This window comes from Nonomuraea bangladeshensis (genome assembly GCF_039529455.1).
GTDB lineage: Bacteria > Actinomycetota > Actinomycetes > Streptosporangiales > Streptosporangiaceae > Nonomuraea > Nonomuraea bangladeshensis.
This window is the reverse complement of the sequence record NZ_BAAAMV010000007.1, coordinates 365,272-381,350: the sequence shown is the minus strand read 5'-3', so window position 1 is coordinate 381,350 and position 16,079 is coordinate 365,272. Positions and strand designations below refer to the sequence as shown.

At 68.4% G+C, this 16,079-nt stretch carries 16 protein-coding genes, 1 tRNA gene and 2 pseudogenes; 15 read left to right on the top strand and 4 right to left on the bottom strand.

Going from position 1 to position 16,079, the window contains the following annotated elements; genetic code table 11:
- The first annotated feature begins 5 nt into the window (after positions 1 to 5).
- The 6 genes from ABD292_RS24850 to ABD292_RS24825 all read left to right on the top strand — a co-directional run bounded on the left by ABD292_RS24850 (position 6) and on the right by ABD292_RS24825 (position 6,182).
- Positions 6 to 1,736 (top strand): L-aspartate oxidase, encoded by a 1,731-nt coding sequence (locus tag ABD292_RS24850; RefSeq protein WP_344211162.1) that lies wholly within the window; start codon positions 6 to 8, stop codon positions 1,734 to 1,736.
- A 158-nt stretch (positions 1,737 to 1,894) separates the two neighbouring features.
- Complete coding sequence (locus ABD292_RS24845) at positions 1,895 to 2,125, top strand: hypothetical protein (RefSeq protein WP_344211160.1); 231 nt, start codon at positions 1,895 to 1,897, stop codon at positions 2,123 to 2,125.
- Positions 2,109 to 3,764, top strand: coding sequence for a ferritin-like domain-containing protein (locus tag ABD292_RS24840; protein WP_344211158.1), 1,656 nt, complete (start codon positions 2,109 to 2,111; stop codon positions 3,762 to 3,764). The genes ABD292_RS24845 and ABD292_RS24840 overlap by 17 nt, the downstream gene beginning before the upstream one ends.
- A 20-nt stretch (positions 3,765 to 3,784) precedes the next feature.
- Entirely contained in the window at positions 3,785 to 4,501 is a 717-nt protein-coding gene (locus ABD292_RS24835) for an alpha/beta fold hydrolase (RefSeq protein WP_344211156.1), read from the top strand.
- Positions 4,502 to 4,543: 42 nt separating this feature from the next.
- Complete coding sequence (locus ABD292_RS24830; RefSeq protein ID WP_344211154.1) at positions 4,544 to 5,458, top strand: RNA polymerase sigma-70 factor; 915 nt, start codon at positions 4,544 to 4,546, stop codon at positions 5,456 to 5,458.
- 46 nt (positions 5,459 to 5,504) lie between these two features.
- Entirely contained in the window at positions 5,505 to 6,182 is a 678-nt protein-coding gene (locus ABD292_RS24825; protein ID WP_344211152.1) for a sigma-70 family RNA polymerase sigma factor family protein, read from the top strand.
- A 171-nt stretch (positions 6,183 to 6,353) separates the two neighbouring features.
- On the opposite strand, the pseudogene ABD292_RS49015 reads toward ABD292_RS24825, so the two are convergent.
- Positions 6,354 to 6,572, bottom strand: a pseudogene (locus ABD292_RS49015) (WhiB family transcriptional regulator); the annotation flags it as partial.
- A 45-nt stretch (positions 6,573 to 6,617) separates the two neighbouring features.
- Between ABD292_RS49015 and ABD292_RS24820 the strand changes: the two are divergent.
- From ABD292_RS24820 to ABD292_RS24795, 6 genes are all read left to right on the top strand, one after another.
- Positions 6,618 to 6,812: a helix-turn-helix domain-containing protein gene (locus ABD292_RS24820; RefSeq protein WP_344211651.1), complete on the top strand. Its 195-nt coding sequence runs from the start codon at positions 6,618 to 6,620 to the stop codon at positions 6,810 to 6,812.
- 69 nt (positions 6,813 to 6,881) lie between these two features.
- Positions 6,882 to 7,634 carry an SDR family oxidoreductase gene (locus ABD292_RS24815; RefSeq protein ID WP_344211150.1) on the top strand — a complete coding sequence of 251 codons (753 nt, stop codon included), beginning with the start codon at positions 6,882 to 6,884 and terminating at the stop codon, positions 7,632 to 7,634.
- Between the two features lie 8 nt (positions 7,635 to 7,642).
- Positions 7,643 to 8,053 carry a cupin domain-containing protein gene (locus ABD292_RS24810; RefSeq protein ID WP_344211148.1) on the top strand — a complete coding sequence of 137 codons (411 nt, stop codon included), beginning with the start codon at positions 7,643 to 7,645 and terminating at the stop codon, positions 8,051 to 8,053.
- A 134-nt stretch (positions 8,054 to 8,187) separates the two neighbouring features.
- The gene (locus tag ABD292_RS24805; protein WP_344211146.1) at positions 8,188 to 9,234 is read left to right on the top strand and encodes a ferritin-like domain-containing protein; all 1,047 of its coding nucleotides are present in this window, start codon (positions 8,188 to 8,190) and stop codon (positions 9,232 to 9,234) included.
- Positions 9,231 to 10,190 (top strand): alpha/beta hydrolase, encoded by a 960-nt coding sequence (locus ABD292_RS24800; RefSeq protein WP_344211144.1) that lies wholly within the window; start codon positions 9,231 to 9,233, stop codon positions 10,188 to 10,190. The genes ABD292_RS24805 and ABD292_RS24800 overlap by 4 nt, the downstream gene beginning before the upstream one ends.
- Positions 10,187 to 10,315: a hypothetical protein gene (locus ABD292_RS24795; RefSeq protein ID WP_344211142.1), complete on the top strand. Its 129-nt coding sequence runs from the start codon at positions 10,187 to 10,189 to the stop codon at positions 10,313 to 10,315. Before ABD292_RS24800 ends, ABD292_RS24795 begins: the two co-directional genes overlap by 4 nt.
- A gap of 61 nt (positions 10,316 to 10,376) precedes the next feature.
- Here ABD292_RS24795 and ABD292_RS24790 read toward each other — a convergent pair.
- A pseudogene (locus ABD292_RS24790) lies at positions 10,377 to 11,604 on the bottom strand (IS701 family transposase).
- A 611-nt stretch (positions 11,605 to 12,215) separates the two neighbouring features.
- Here ABD292_RS24790 and ABD292_RS24785 point away from each other — a divergent pair.
- Positions 12,216 to 12,632: a hypothetical protein gene (locus ABD292_RS24785; RefSeq protein WP_344211140.1), complete on the top strand. Its 417-nt coding sequence runs from the start codon at positions 12,216 to 12,218 to the stop codon at positions 12,630 to 12,632.
- Between the two features lie 183 nt (positions 12,633 to 12,815).
- Positions 12,816 to 13,136, top strand: a complete 321-nt coding sequence (locus tag ABD292_RS24780) for a hypothetical protein (RefSeq protein ID WP_344211138.1) — start codon at positions 12,816 to 12,818, stop codon at positions 13,134 to 13,136.
- A 440-nt stretch (positions 13,137 to 13,576) separates the two neighbouring features.
- On the opposite strand, the gene ABD292_RS24775 is transcribed toward ABD292_RS24780, so the two are convergent.
- A tRNA-Arg gene (locus ABD292_RS24775) sits at positions 13,577 to 13,649 on the bottom strand.
- Between the two features lie 935 nt (positions 13,650 to 14,584).
- Here ABD292_RS24775 and ABD292_RS24770 point away from each other — a divergent pair.
- A complete protein-coding gene (locus ABD292_RS24770) occupies positions 14,585 to 15,646 on the top strand; it encodes a D-alanyl-D-alanine carboxypeptidase family protein (RefSeq protein WP_344211649.1) in 1,062 nt (353 codons plus the stop codon).
- Positions 15,647 to 15,659: 13 nt separating this feature from the next.
- Here ABD292_RS24770 and mscL read toward each other — a convergent pair whose 3' ends face one another.
- Complete coding sequence (gene mscL, locus ABD292_RS24765) at positions 15,660 to 16,058, bottom strand: large conductance mechanosensitive channel protein MscL (protein ID WP_344211136.1); 399 nt, start codon at positions 16,056 to 16,058, stop codon at positions 15,660 to 15,662.
- Positions 16,059 to 16,079: the final 21 nt, after the last annotated feature.

Sequence of the window (16,079 nt, the reverse complement as noted above, 5' to 3'; positions counted from 1 at the left end):
GCATCATGTACGCGTCAGAAAACAGAATCGCCACGTCCGTCCTGGTCATCGGGACCGGAGGGGCCGGGCTGCGGGCGGCCGTCGAATTCGCCGAGCGCGGGGTGGATGTCCTCGCGGTCGGCAAACGGCCGAAGGCGGACGCACACACCTCGCTCGCGGCAGGCGGCATCAACGCAGCCCTCGCCACGATGGACCCCGAGGACACCTGGCAGCAGCACGCGGCCGACACTCTCAAGGAGAGTTACCTGCTGGCCAATCCCGAGACGGTGCGCATCGTCACCGAGGGGGCCGCGCGTGGCATCGAGGACCTCGTGCGGTACGGCATGCCGTTCGCACGCGAGCAGGACGGGCGAATCTCCCAGCGCTTCTTCGGCGCCCACACCTTCCGGCGCACCTCGTACGCGGGGGACTACACCGGACTCGAGATCCAGCGCACGCTGATCAACCGGGCGGCCCAGCTCGACGTCCGCGTCCTCGACACGGTGTACATCACGCGGATTCTCGTGCGCGACAACGCGGTATTCGGCGCGTACGGGTTCGACCTGACCGACGGCAGCCGCTACGTCATCCATGCCGATGCGGTGATCCTGGCTGCGGGCGGCCACACCAGGATCTGGCGGCGCACCTCCTCCCGGCGCGACGAGAACACCGGCGACTCCTTCCGCCTGGCCGTCCTGGCCGGCTGCCGCATCCGCGACCCCGAGCTGGTGCAGTTCCACCCCTCTGGTCTCATCGCGCCGGAGAACGCGGCGGGCACGCTCGTCTCCGAGGCGGCACGAGGGGAGGGCGGGGTCCTGCGCAACCGGCTCGGCGAGCGGTTCATGTCCCGGTATGACCCGGAGCGGATGGAGTTGTCCACGCGCGATCGGGTCGCGCTGGCCGCGTACACAGAGATCAAGGAAGGTCGCGGCACCCCGGACGGCGGCGTGTGGCTGGACGTGTCGCATCTGCCGCGCGAGACGATCATGACGCGGCTGCCTCGCGTCTACCAGACGCTCCTGGAACTGCAGATGCTCGACATCACCAAGGAGCCGATCGAGGTCGCGCCGACCGCGCACTACTCGATGGGCGGGGTCTGGGTACGCCCGGAGGACCATGGCACGGACGTCGACGGCCTGTACGCGATAGGGGAGGCGGCCAGCGGCCTGCACGGCGCCAACCGCCTGGGCGGCAACTCCCTCATCGAGCTCCTCGTCTTCGGCCGCATCGTCGGCCAGGCCGCGGCGGAGTATTCCGCGGGTCTCGGCGCGCAGCGCCGCTCCGCCGAGGCGCTCGCCGCAGCGCGGGAGGAAGTGGACGAGCTCCTGTCCGCCGACGGCCCGGAGAACGTGCGGTCGCTGCAGCGAGCGCTCCGCGACATCATGACGGAGCACGCCGGAGTGGTACGCGACGAGGGCGGCTTGCGAAAAGGCCTCGCCGAGCTGGCCGCGGTAGAGGCGCGCATCAGCGGGATGGGCGTGCACCCGGACATCGCCGGCTTCCAGGACCTGGCCCACGCCTTCGACCTGAAGTCCTCGGCGCTCGCCGCGCGCGCGACCATCGAAACCGCGATCGAGCGCCGCGAGACCCGCGGCTGCCACAACCGCTCCGACTACCCGGAACTCGACCCCGCACTGCAGGTCAACCTCGTGTGGTCCGGCCCCGGATCGGTGGAGCGGGAGAGCATCCCGCCGATCCCCGCCGAGATCGCGGCGCTCATGCGCGAGGTCTCCACCGTGGGAAAGCTCGTCGAATAGCCGGATCTTGTCACAAATGCCGAGGCTGCCCTGTCTTAGCTGGCGATCGGACCACATGGGCGCGGGAGTCGGCGGGCTGAGCGGTTCGGGGTCCGGCCAATCCTGATCGTCGACGCCGGCCGCCGGCCAGATCGCCGTGTAGATCCCTTGGAGGAGACATGAGCACCCCGAACGGTGAGAACGAGTTCCTGTACGAGCTCCACGTCGAGATCGAGGAGGAGCTGATCATCGCCGAGGCCAGCCACCCGGAGGAGGAGGTGGGGCAGCCGGTCACCGAGTGGCTGTACGACCCGACGGACGTCGAGCGCGAGAAAATCGCTCTACGGGGGTTGCGCGACGCGGTCGAGGTGCTGGAGGACGGCTCGCGGCCGGGTGACGACGTTGCCTGAGCCGCGGATCGGCACGCTCGGCAGCCTGCGTGAGCACCTGCAGTGGGCGATCGAGCTGGAGCACGCGACGCTGCCGCCGTACCTGACCGCGCTGTACTCCCTCGACCCGGAGCGCAACCCGGCGGCCGTCGAGGTGGTGAGCAGCGTCTTCGTGGAGGAGATGCTGCACCTGGCGCTGGCGGCGAACCTGCTCAACGCCGTCGGCGGCGCCCCGCGGCTCGACACGCCCGAGATGCTGCCGCCTCACCCCCGCAAGCTGCCCCACGGCGACCTCGAGCTGTCGCTGGTGCCGTTCGGTCCCGAAGCGCTGGAGATGTTCCTGCGCCTGGAACGGCCCGCACCGCCCGGCGCACCGCCGGAGGACGACGATTACGAGACGATCGGGCAGTTCTACGCCGCGATCGAGCAGGGGTTGCGCTACCTGTGCGAAACGCTCGGTGAGGAGGAGGTGTTCTGCGGGGACCCGGCCCGGCAGGTGAGCGGCGCCCACTTCCGTCACACCGGCGGCAGGCTCGTCGCCGTCACCGACCTCGCCTCCGCGCTGGACGCGCTTGAGGAGATCGTCGAGCAGGGGGAGGGTACGGCCCGCGGCGAGGTCTGGGACGGTGACCAGGACGAGGTCGCCCATTATTACCGCTTCATGGAGCTGAAGCTCGGCCGCCGCTACCGGCGCGGGGACACCCCTGAGTCCGGTCCCACCGGTGAAAAGCTCTCGGTGGATCTCACCGGGGTGTTCCCCATGACGCCCAACCCTGCGGACCGCGCCGCGCAGGAGGAGTTCGACCACACCTACTGCGCGATCCTCCATCTGCTGGAGCTGGCCTTCAACGGCAGCCCGAGGATGCTCGCCGTCGCCACCGGGGAGATGCACGCGCTCAAGGCCCAGGCGCAGGAGCTGATGCGGCGGGGCGGCCTCACCTTCGAGTACGTCCCGCCTGAGCTGCGCCGCTGGAGCGCGGGCGACCACCAGCGGATCGTCGTGCTCCGGGACGGGCCGTACGTCGTGTACGGTCGCGTCCCCCTGCGGCGCAAGCGGAAGATCGTCTCCGCCGAGCAGAAGAACGCGCTCACCTGGAAGACTGGCGAGCCGCTGGAGACCGAGGAAACCTATGCGTTGTGCCGCTGCGGCCGTTCGGGCGCCAAGCCGTTCTGCGACGGGACTCACGCCGTGATCGATTTCGACGGCACGGAGGCCGTGCCGATGCGGCCCTACCAGGAGTTGCAGCACGTGCACGACGGCGTCGGCATCTCCGCGCGGCGGGTGGGCGAGCTGTGCGTGCACGCCGCCTTCTGCATCGGCCGGACCAGGCCCATCGCCAAGATGCTCGACGACACCGCCGACAGCGACGTGCGCTCCGCCGTCATGGGCCGCATCGATCACTGCCCCTCCGGCTCCTACAGCTATGCCCTCGAACGCGGCGGCGAGACGATCGAGGCCGACCTCCCGCGCGCCGTCTCAATGCTGGAGGAGGAGGACGGGCTGGCCGGCGCGCTGTGGGTGACCGGTGGAATCCCCGTCACCCGATCGGACGGCCTACCGCTGGAGACCAGGAACCGGATGACGCTGTGCCGTTGCGGCCACTCCGGCAACAAACCGCTCTGCGACGGCACCCATCGCGAGATCGGCTTTCACGAGTGAACAACCAGAGAGGCAATCCCATGAACCAACCAGTCGTTCTCCTCGTCCACGGCGCCTTCGCCGAGTCGGCCGGCTGGAACCGCGTCATCCAGCGCCTGCGGGGCAACCAGCTCACCACGGTCGCCGTCGCCAACCCACTGCGCAGCGTGGAGGGCGACGCCACCTACCTACGGGACGTGATCGACGGCATCGGCGGCCCTGTCGTCCTGGTGGGCCATTCCTACGGCGGCATGGTGATCACTCAGGCGGCGGCGGCCAACCCGGCCGTGCGTGCCCTGGTCTACGTCGCCGCCTTCGCCCCCGAGCCCGGCGAGAGCGCGCTGCTGCTGTCGAGCAAGTTCGAGGGCAGCACGCTCGGCCAGGCGCTGCAGGCCTACCCGGTGACTTCCGGCGGCAACGAGTTCCGCATCGACCCCGCCAAGTTCCACCGCCAGTTCTGTGCCGACCTCGACACCGAGGAGGCCGCGCTGATGGCCGCGACCCAGCGGCCGGTGACCGAGCGCGCCCTGTCCGACGGGCTCGCCGTCGACGAGGCGCCCTGGCGCACCGTCCCGTCCTGGTTCGTCCACGGCGACAAGGACCTCAACATCCCGGCCGCCGCACTGCGCTTCATGGCCGAGCGCGCAGACTCGCGCGGCACCCGCGAGGTCGCCGGCGCCTCCCACGCGCTCGCGGCCTCCCAGCCCGACGCCGTGACAGCGACTATCCTCGACGCTGCGGACCACGCGCGAGGCTGACGAACCCCTGCCCAGGCCGACGGGTGAATCGATGTGGGGCACATGAACGCGGAATCCCTGGAACAGGCTGACGCTCTCGATCGGGCGGCGTCCGCCTTCATCGAGCTGCGCCCGCGGCTGTTCGGCATTGCCTACCGGATGCTGGGCAGCGCGGCCGAGGCCGAGGACATCGTCCAGGAGGTGTGGCTGCGCTGGCAGGACACCGACCGCGAGACCATCGAGAACCCACCGGCCTTCCTGGCGCTGGTCACCACCCGGCTGGCCATCAACCTGGCGCAGTCGGCGCGCGTGCGGCGGGAGTCGTACATCGGCCCCTGGCTGCCGGAACCCGTGGACACCAGTCTGGACCCCACTGTCGGCGCCGAACGCGGCGAAGCGCTGGAGCTGGCCTTTCTGCTCCTGCTGGAGAGGCTCAATCCCACCGAGCGCGCCGCTTACGTCCTGCGCGAGGCCTTCGACTACCCCTATCCGCAGATAGCGGAGATCCTGCGGCTCACCCCGGTCAATGTCAGGCAGATCGTGAGCCGCGCCCGCAGGCGCGTGACCGCCGTCCGCCATGAGCCCGTCGACAGGCTCCAGCACCGGCGCCTCCTGGAGACGTTCCTCGACGCCGCCCAGACGGGAAATGTCGGCGCTCTGGAGAAGCTCTTCGCCGCCGACGTCGTCAGCTCCTCCGACGGCGACGGCATCAGGGGATCGGCCAAGTTCCCCGTGCTGGGCAACGAGCGGGTGGCCAGGTTCGTGGCCGCGTTCTCGCCGCGGTTCTGGCCGGGCACCGCCGTCACGTGGGTCGAGATGAACGGGCTGCCAGGCGTGCTCGTCACCCGGGACGGCAGCGGCGTCGCCCTGCTCACCATCGAGGCCTCCAAGGAGGGGATCCACCACCTGTTGTGGATCCTCAACCCGGCCAAGATCGAGGCCTTCGAGCGGTCTCGAAGCCGCTTTGTCACAACGTAACCGGCTGTCCGGTCTTATCTGCCAACGATGAAGGAGGCGGCAGACCATGACCGAGGCGGGCGCCGAGTCGCTGGCGGAGCTGCTCGACGAACGGCAACACCTGCTCGAGATCGCTCTCTGCATGTTCGGCTCGGACACCACGGCCGACCACGTCGTCCAGGAGACCTATCGCCGCTGGTACGCCCTCGACGAGAAGGAGCGCGCCGCCATCGCGGTGCCGCGCGCCTGGCTGACGCGGACAGCGGGAAGCATCTGCCTGGAGCTCGTCGCCGACCCCGACCCCGAGCACGTGCCCGGCGGCCGGGTGACGCGGGCCCAGCCCGTGCCGTACCCGGCCTCGCACCAGACCGGGTACGGCCCGGAGATGCTCGCCACGCAGGAGCAGGTGGCCCGCCGGTTCGCCGCGGCCTGCCAGGCGGGCGACACCGAGGCGCTACGGGAAGTCCTGGCCGCCGACGCGATCGTCGTCAGCGATGGCGGCGGCAAGGTGCGCGTCGCCGTACGGCCGACTTACGGTGCGGACGGGGTCGCGCGGGTCGTCACGGCGTTGCTGATCGACCAGCCAGGAACCGAGCCGGCCATCGGATCGGTGAACGGCAGGACGGGGCTCGTGCTGCGGCGGGCGGGCAAGGCCGTGGCGGTGGTCAGCGTGAGCGTGGCCGGAGCCGAGGTCACAGCGGTGTGGATCATCCTGAACCCCGACAAACTCCAGCGTTGGCACTGAAGGGCATACCGGTGCACGACCAGATCCTCTCCACTGACACGACAACAACGGGGTGGAATTCAGGCCGCTCTGCTTCAAACGCGTCGCCGTGACCGGCGGCAGCTCCTCCCACGGGCGGGCCGGCGGCCACGCGGCCCGCCGTTCGCGGGTGGCGCGGATGCGGCGGCGCTTGTCAGGGGTGGTGCCGCCCCGCATCCCCTCCGCTTCGCCGGTTTCGACGGCCCAGGTCAGGCGCTGCGCGCGCACCGGGCAGCCCTGGCAGATCCGCCGGGCGAGTGCGGCGTGCCAGGCAGGCTGGCCCTCCAGATGGTCCGCGGTGTCGGTATATGGAAGCTGGTCCAGCGTGGCTGGGCCGAGCAGGGTCCCCGGGTACTTCTTCGGGTCGAGCATGGTCCGCGTGCTCTCGCCCTTGGGCAGGCGGCGCGCGAAGCCGACCTGACCGTCTTGGAGATGCAGATCATCAGGCTCGTCGCCGACGGCGCCATCACCAAGCAGGTCACCGTTCTGCTTTACCTGTCGCCGCACACGATCAGCACGCACCTCCGGCACGCCTTCACCAAGCTCCGGATCAGTTCGCGCATCGAGCTCACCAGGCTCGTCGTCGGACACGAGGCCGCCTGTCACAACTGAGGGGGGCTGCCTTGTCTTAGCTGACGACGAGGGCGCGCACAGCGCCCGGAAGGCCAGAAGGGACCAACAATGAAGATCGTGGTGATCGGCGGGACCGGGCTCATCGGGTCGAAGCTGGTGAAGAAGCTGGGCGAGCACGGCCACGAGGCCGTGGCCGCGGCGCCGAACACCGGCGTCAACACGCTGACCGGTGAGGGCCTGGCCGAGGTGCTGAAGGGCGCCCAGGTCGTGATCGACGTGTCGAACTCGCCCTCGTTCGAGCGCGAGGCCGTCATGAAGTTCTTCCAGACCTCTACCAGCAACCTGCTGGCGGCCGAGGCGGCCGCGGGCGTGGGTCACCACGTGGCGGTGTCGATCGTGGGGACCGAGCGGATGCCGGAGAACGGCTACTTCGCAGCGAAGATCGCCCAGGAGAAGCTGATCGAGAAGTCGGGCATCCCGTTCTCGCTGGTGCACTCCACCCAGTTCTTCGAGTTCGCCCGCGGCATCGCCGACGAGGGCACGATTGACGGCAAGGTGCACATCGCGCCGGTGCTGTTCCAGCCGATCGCGGGCGACGACGTGGCCCAGGCGGTCGGCAGGACCGCGGTGGGGACGCCGCTGAACGGCCGGATCGAGATCGCCGGGCCGACCCAGTACAAGATGGACGAGTTCTTCCGCGAGGCGCTGGCCGCCTGGGGCGACACCCGCGAGGTCGTCGTCGACCCGCGGGCGCGCTATTTCGGCAGCGTGCTCGGCGAGCGGTCGCTGGTGCCCGCCGACGGCGCGCAGCTCGGCACCATCACCTACAAGGACTGGCTCGACCAGTCCGCCGCGAAGTAGGGCGGGCGATGGACAAGCCGCGATCGACCGCGTGGCAGACGGCGCTGACCGTGCTGCAGGAGGCGCAGCCTCCCTTCATCCCCGAGGGCGCGCACGCGATGACCGTGGTCATCGAGTACCCGCCCGGAGACCCGGGCGCGCCGCCGCACCGCCATCCGGGTCCTGCCTTCGGCCTCGTCCTCGAGGGCGAGATGCTGATGGAGCTGGAAGGAGAGCCGGAGCGGGTGATCCGCGCCGGCGAGGCGTTCTGGGAGCCGGGTGGCGACGTCATCCACTACCAGGACGGCAACAACCGCGACGATGTCCCGGTACGGTTCACGGTCACCATGCTGTGCGAGCCGGGCAAGCCGATGTTCACGCTGGTGGAAGAGGCCGAGCTGGCCCAGCGCGAGGACCGTCGCGCGCCACGCCCGTCCTGAACCCCGGCGAAGTACCCGCAGCGATGACGGCACCGGCTGCCGTCGTCGCTGCCTGATCCCAGGATCGAACCAGGCCGCCGGCCCACCGGCCGGCGGTCCGATCCGCCATGCCGACAACCTGAGGTATGACACGAATGAACCACGAACGACCGGTTCGGATCGGCACGCTCGGCAGCCTGCGTGAGCACCTGCAGTGGGCGATCGAGCTGGAGCACGCGACGCTGCCGCCGTACCTGACCGCGCTGTACTCGTTGGATCCGGAGCGTAACCCGGCGGCTGTGGAGGTGGTGAGCGGCGTCTTCGTGGAGGAGATGCTGCACCTGGTGCTGGCGGCGAACCTGCTCAACGCCGTCGGCGGCACGCCGCGTCTGGACATGCCGGGGATGCTGCCGCCGCATCCGCGCAAGCTGCCTCATGGCGGTCTGGAGGTGTCGCTGGTGCCGTTCGGCGCGGAGGCGCTGGAGATGTTCCTGCGCCTGGAACGGCCCGCGCCGCCCGGCGCACCGCCGGAGGACGACGATTACGAGACGATCGGGCAGTTCTACGCCGCGATCGAGCAGGGGTTGCGCTACCTGTGCGAAACGCTCGGTGAGAAGGAGGTGTTCTGCGGGGACCCGGCCCGGCAGGTGAGCGGCGCCCACTTCCGTCACACTGCCGGATCGCTGTTCGCCGTCGAGGATCTGGAGTCCGCGCTCGGCGCGCTGAAGGAGATCGTCGAGCAGGGGGAGGGCAACGCCCGCGGCGAGGTCTGGGACGGTGACCAGGACGTCCTCCACCCCGAGCGGAAAGAGGTCGCCCACTACTACCGCTTTCAGGAGCTCAAGCTCGGCCGCCGTTACCAGCGGGGCGACACCCCGAGAACCGGTCCGACCGGCGAGAAGGTCGGCATCGACCCGGACGGCGTGCTACCGATGACACCCAACCCGCGGCCCGCCGAGCCGGGCAGTGCCGTACGGGCGGCGCAGGATCTGTTCGACACCACCTACAGCACCCTGCTGAACCTGCTGGAGCAGGCATTCAACGGCGACCCGAAACGGCTCACGGACGCCACCCGCACCATGTTCACGCTCAGGGCCCAGGCGCAGGCCCTGATGGCGCTGCCCGGCGGCGCAGGTCCCACCTTCGCCTTCGTGCCGCGCGAAGCACGCAGCTGCTCCACAGCGAAAGAAGGCGCGGCATGAACAGGCACATCCTCGAGCCCGCTGCCTGGGAACTGGCGCAGGCCACCTCGAACCCGCCGTTCCTGTACGAGCTCGGCCCCGAGGGCGCCCGCAAGGTCCTCGACGACCTCCAGGCCGCCCCGATCGCCAAGCCGGACGTGGACGAGAAGTGGATCGTCGTCCCCGCCGAGGTTGGGAACGTGCGAGTGCGGATCGTCAAGCCCGTCGGCTCGACGGGCATGCTCCCCGTCGTCCTGTACGTGCACGGCGGCGGCTGGGTCATCGGCAACGCGGGCACCCATGACCGGCTCGTGCGCGAGCTCGCAGTCGGCGCGGGCGCGGCCGTCGTCTTCGTCGAGTACGACCGCTCGCCCGAGGCGCGCTACCCGGTGGCCATCGAGCAGGCTTATGCCACCGCCCAGTGGATCGTGAAGTTCGGCGCCGAGGAGGGGCTGGACCCCTCCCGGATGGCCGTCGCGGGCGACTCGGTCGGAGGCAACATGACAGCGGCCCTGACCATCCTGGCCAAGCAGCGCGGTGACGTGCATTTCGTGCACCAGTCCCTGTACTACCCGGTCACCGACGCCGGCCAGGACACCGACAGCTACCAAGAGTTCGCCGACGGGCCGTACCTGACGGCCAAGGCGATGGCCTGGTTCTGGGACGCCTACACCACAAATCCCGCTCAGCGCGCCGAGATCACCGCGTCGCCGCTGCGCGCCTCCCTGGACGACCTCGAGGGCCTGCCGCCCGCGTTCGTCATCGTCGACGAGAACGACGTGCTGCGTGACGAGGGCGAAGCCTACGCCCGCAAGCTGATCGCGGCCGGGGTGCCCACCTCCAGCGTCCGCTACAACGGCACGCTGCACGACTTCATGATGCTCAACCCCGTCCGCGCCACCGAGGCCACCAGCGCCGCCATGGCCCAGGCCATCGACGTCCTCAAGACCGCCTTGAAAGCCGGAGAGTCTCGGTGAGAATCGGCGCCGGTGGTGTCGACCACGTGCTGAACGTGGCCCACCTCGCGGCGGTCCTGCTGGTCGGGGTGGCCGCGCGCAGGAAAGTCTCCAGTAGCCTCGACTCCCAGCTCTCGGGGAGGTAATTGGCCCGGGTTCAACCGTTGAGGTCTCCAACTCGCCTAGTACTCCAGTGACACATCGCGATCATGGTTGGGATCTGCGCTGGTAGTGGCAGTGTCGGGCGGTTGCCTGATGGCGGCGACGCCAGTCTGACCAGCGCAGAAGGTCCGTGATCGTGTGGGTCGTGGTCAAGGTGAACGCGGCCAGCAACCGCCGGATCTCGGGGAGTGTCAGCTTGATGCGGTCGTGGGTGTCGGACGGCTGGGCGGCGGCGATGGCCGCCAGCAGGGCCAGGGCGAGCATGGCCAGGGTGATGTGCCGGTGCCAGGCCGTCCAGCCTCGCACCTGGTAGTGGTCGAGGCCGGTCTGCCCCTTGGCGGCTTGGAAGGACTCCTCGACCGCCCAGCGGACACCGGCGATCTTGACCAGGGCCATCAGGGGCTGCCGGTCGGGGGCGTAGCAGCGGTAGAAGGCCAGCTCGCCGGTGGTCAGGTTGCGGCGGATCAGCAGCCATCGGAACCCGCCGGGCTGGTCCTCGTCGATGCGGGCCCAGGCCCAGGCATACCAGCGCGGGCCCTTGGCTCCCTGTCCGGCGCGGTAGTGGTGCCAGTGCCGGTCGGCCACCCGCTGCGGTGACCTCGGCCGCGCTGACCTGGACGCCGTCCAGGCGGATGCGCCGGTTGCCCGCAATGGCCAGGACGTACCCCATCCGGCGCTCTTCCAGGGTGGCGCGCAGGCGTGGGCCCTGGCCGTAGACCTCATCACCGGTCACCCAACGGGCGGGAACGCCGGCCTCCAGCGCGGCCAGCACCATGGCGGTGGCCAGCGCGGGCTTGGTGGCGAAGCCGGCCTCGTCCGGGATGCCGGCCGCCTGGCAGCGGCCGGGGTCGGCCAGCCAGGCGTGTTCGGGCAGGTAGAGACGCCGGTCCAGCAGCGCCCGCCCGGCCGGGGTGGCGTAGGCCAGGAACACGCCGATCTGGCAGTTCTCGATCCGGCCCGCGGTGCCGCTGTATTGCCGCTGTACCCCGGCCGAGGCGGTGCCTTTCTTGATGAAGCCGGTCTCATCGGCGATCAGGACGCCGCCGGGGCCGAGCCGGTCGACGACGAAGGCTCGCACGTCATCGCGTACGGCGTCGGCATCCCAGCGAGCGGTGCGCAGCAGCCGCTGCAGCTTCTGGGGGCCGGCGAGTCCGGCGTGTTCGGCCAGGTTCCAGCAGTTCTTGAGGTCGAGGCCGGTCAGCAGTCCACGCACGTACGCATTCGCCGCGCGACGTGGTTCGATGCGGCCGAACCGGCCGGCGATCCGGGCCATCAGCTCGTTGAAGATGACCATCCAGCCATCAGGGTCTACGCTGTGGCTCGCGGCCACCGCACGATTTTTGGTTGTCTTCACAAACTCCGAATGATCACGCGGTGGCCGTCGCCATGTGACCCGAACGCTGCAAGATCGCCAAGTGTCACTGGAGTACTAGGTGAAGCTCGATATGCGACCATCGTTCTCGATGGACCTGCTGGTTGGGCACGGCGCCACAATGATGGCTCAATGCTCGAATGGTTCTATGGTCGCGCTGAATTCTGGCTCGTCAACGAGTCGGGACTCCTGCCCCTCCCGACCGAGAAAGACTGACACGCACAGCAGGCCCGACCTACTTCTTGTGACTCCGGCGGCAGGCCGGCGTAGCCGCCGAGGAAGCGTTCGGTGGGTGACGTAGCAGTCTCCTCGCACCATACGAGCAATCTCGTAGCCCTCGCTTGTAACAGTCAAACGGCAAAGAAGTATAAGAAGACGATCCAGGAGATCATTCTTCGCGCCTCGGCATGCCTTTGAGAGGAAACCCAATGGGTTGGTTCAGCGATTGGTTCTCAGGTCGCTCTGCATCAGGGTCACGACGGCCTGCTTCGGCTCCGCGTACCCGTATACGCGTGAAGATCGACCCATACGCGCAGCCAACCCGCGAGGAAGAGCGAATGGTAGCTCGCGCCGAGGCCGACATTAAGCGCCGCCGAGCCGCCGATGCCGCCTCTCTCGTAGACGGGCGCCACTATACCGAGATGATTCCTCTTCTCGATCAGTACCGAACTCAGAAACGAGATGATGACGCACTGGCCCTGCTCGCACGGATCTTCCCCGCGATCGAAGCGCAGGCCCGGATTCTTGAAGACTCTCCCGCGCCTGGATACTACGAGCGCGCCGCGATCATCTACCGCCGGAAGAAGGACTATGCCGCCGAAGTGGCGATCCTTGAGCGATACGCCACACTTTGCCCGCCCGGCTTTGTCCACGAAGGGTTCGCTACGCGCTTGGACAAGGCCCGCAAGCTACTCTCAGGCCAGAAGTGAGGTGACCCGGGCACAACACCGTCCGCCTGTGCTCTTGTTCGTCGTCCTCCCAGCGCGCCGCTTCGGCATGGATGATTTTCCGATTACCTCAATGCTGAGCGACCCGTGGTAGACAGCACGGTCACGACGACGTGTGAGCGAGCCGACGCAGTGCTTCCGCACTGCGTCGGTGGTTACCTCGACATGGTGGCCTTCGCCGCGCTCGGCGAGCGCGACCAACTCGACATCAAGATCGTCCAGACCCGGACATGGCCGATGGTGAGCCTGCTGCTGGAGGATGTGCGGCACGTTACCGTCGGCAAGGGCCCCGACATCGAATCGTCGTTCATCGACGAGATCATCCTCACGCCGCTGCTGCGCACGGCCAGGACATGGCCCGCAGGAGCTGACGGCCTGGTCACCCGTCTGGACGGATTGCCAGATCTGTACTGGCTGAGGTTGGTCGGACCGACGACGATCACGGCGATCAGCGCCATCATGACGATCTCCACGTCGCTGGCCTGAGCCCGTTGTGAGGGGCGTCGCCTGCGCCTGGCCCATCTGATCCAGCGCGCCGCCCGCCAATCGCCGCCATGTACACCGGCACGCGTGGCAAGCCGGACGATTGAGTCTTGCGCTCTTCCGGCACCACCGTTGTCGCCGGAGCGGCCCGCGTACTGGGCCGGTGAGTGCGCATTTCAAGCGGAGGTTACGCACGTATTCAGGACGATCAGGCTGACTGTGCTCCCCGTGCCGCGCGGCCGGAAGCGGGTACCGGTGAACGTGACGGGCTAAAAACGCGGTGCGACCTGGGGAAACGTCATCAAGATCATCCCGCGTATGTCCCCTGATCATGGTCTTATGGCCGCATGCGGGCACCGTTGGCTGCCTATCGAGGTCCGGAAAGCAAAGACCTGCGGCTGTGAAACCGCAGGTCAGGGGCCTGAAATGCCGATCTAGGTGAGTGCCCCCGGCAGGATTCGAACCTGCGGCACCCGCTTTAGGAGAGCGGTGCTCTATCCCCTGAGCTACGGAGGCGGACTCTCGTAAGCCTAGCGAAAGTATGGCACTGCGTGGGACATGGGGGCGGGACCAGTTCGGCGGGGTTGGTTATGGGTGGTCTGAGCTGCGGTAAAGGCCTGACAAGTGGTCGGGGGTCCGCTCGTTCGGCGGGGCTAGCTTCTGCGGGTGACCATGAGGCGGTGTAGGCGGGCGCGGCGGCGGCCTGTGGTGTTGTTCGGGGCGTTGCTGGCGCCGGGGATTCTGGCCGGCGGGTTGCTGGCGGGGCAGGTGCGGGGGTTTGGCGATCGGTCGGACCATGTCGGTGCGCTGGGAGGCGGGGGACGGGTTGCGGTGATGGCGTTCGAGCCGCTGTACGTGTCTGCTCCGGCTCGGCCCCAGTGGGTGTACGGGGGGTTCGTGCCTGGGGTGCCCCGTGAGGTCGTGGTGCGGGCGGAGGCTGTGCTGGCCGATCGGGACGAGAAGGCGGTGGTGAGCACGGCTTCTGATGGAGGTGGTGGTCGACGGCGGGCTGAGGGTGAGGGGGCGAGGGCTTCGGATTCGGCGGCGCGCGGGGGAGGTGGCCGGCGTCGTGGGGTGGAGGTGGAGGAGCCTTATGCGCCGGTGCCGGTTCGGCCTCGTGAGGGGTGTCCGGGGGAGTGGGAGGAGACGTGGTTGTGGGAGGTGTGCCGGGCCGGGGAGCGGCAGGAGGTGCAGGGGTTCGCCGATGGGCTGTTGTCCGGGATCTGAGTGCGGGAGTGCCTGTTCCCTGCCGGGGGCGGGGTTTCGGGGCTGGTGGGACGGGGTGGTTGAGCAAAGTGGGCTTTTGTCTCATAACAGCTCTTCGGCATTCGGTCCGGACACTCGGAGGGCTGTAGTAACGTGCGTGCCTGACCCGGGTAACGAGTTTGCATACGGAGGAGTCGAACGTGCCAGCCCCTCGATCAGCGGGTCTGATCGCGGCTGTCGTGGCGATGGTGGCTTCTCTGGTGGTGTCCTCGGCGCAGGTGGGGGCGGCGGAGGCGGAGACTTCGGCACAGAGTGATCGGCGGGTTCAGGAGCGGCAGGATCCCGGCAATCTGACCGAGCTGAGGAAAGAAGCGGAGCGGTCGGCCAAGGAACTGGAAGAGGCCACCAAGGCTCTGGAGAAACGGCGTAGCACGATCGCCGCCTCCGAGAAGCAGCTCAAGGGGAAGCTTACGGCGCTGCAGGAGCTGGAACGGCGGCTCTTGGTGATGCGGCAGCCCGTTTCGCAGATGGCTGAGTTGTTGTATGTGCAGCCGCTCAATGGTGGTGGAGTGCTGCCCTTCCTGACCGGCGGCGCTGACCAGAAAACTCTGCGGGCGCTCAGCGATGCCAACCAGATCGTGGCGGTACGGCAGCAGGCCGTACAGCAGACGAGTGCGCTGTACGCGCAGGCCGAGCAGTTGGCGAGCGAGGCGCAGGAGTTGCGGGCGGGGAACCTGCTGGCGGAGGCGCAGCTCGCGGCCGAGATCGACACGTTGCGGCAGCGGTCGGACAAGATCGTGAAGTCGTTGACCGCGGCGCTGGTGAAGCTGGGCATCAAGATTGACAAGGTGGGGCGGGCGGCGCTCGGCTGCGACCCGTTGCGGGCCGCCACCGCCGGCGAGTATCCCAATGGGCTCATTCCCAGGGGCATGCTCTGTCCCTTGCAGCAGAAGGGGTTCAGCCTGCGGGCGGACGCGACGATCGCGTTCGTCAGTCTGAACGAGGCTTTCAAGCAGCGGTTCGGCAAGCAGATGTGCGTGACCGACGCCTATCGGAGCCTGGCGGAGCAGCAGGCCGTCTACTATCGGCGGCCAGGGTTCGCGGCTGTGCCGGGGCGGAGCAACCACGGGCTCGGGCTGGCTGTGGACCTGTGCGGCGGCGTGGAACGGTCAGGGTCCGTGGAGTTCGTGTGGATGGAGAAGAACTCCAAGAAGTATGGATGGTTCCATCCGTCGTGGGCCTACAGCAGCCCGTTTGAGCCGTGGCATTGGGAGTACGACCCCCAGCTGGGGTCACTGCTCGATTGACGTCGGCCGGGGTTCAGGCCGCTATCAGTTCGGTTGTGCAGAAGGCGCAGCGGGAGGCCTGCTTCGGGATCTCCGACAGGCACTCGGGGCAGTCGCGGGTGGTCGACTCGATCTTGGCTGCGGTGCGTTCCTTGAGATGGGTGTAGGGCTTCACGACGAGGAAGTAGACGACTGCGGCGATCATCAGGAACGAGATGATCGCGTTGATGAAGTTGCCGTACATGAAGTTCGATCGGCCGATGGTGACCTTGAGGGAGGAGAAGTCAGGGAGGTCGCCGAACGCTGAGATCAGCGGGGTCAGCAGGTCGGCCACGAAGGACTGCACGATCGAGTTGAAGGCCGCGCCGATGACGACCGCGACGGCCAGGTCGATGACGTTCCCTTGCATGAGGAACTTCTTGAAACCGCTCATGAGCAGATCGTAGCCGGACAG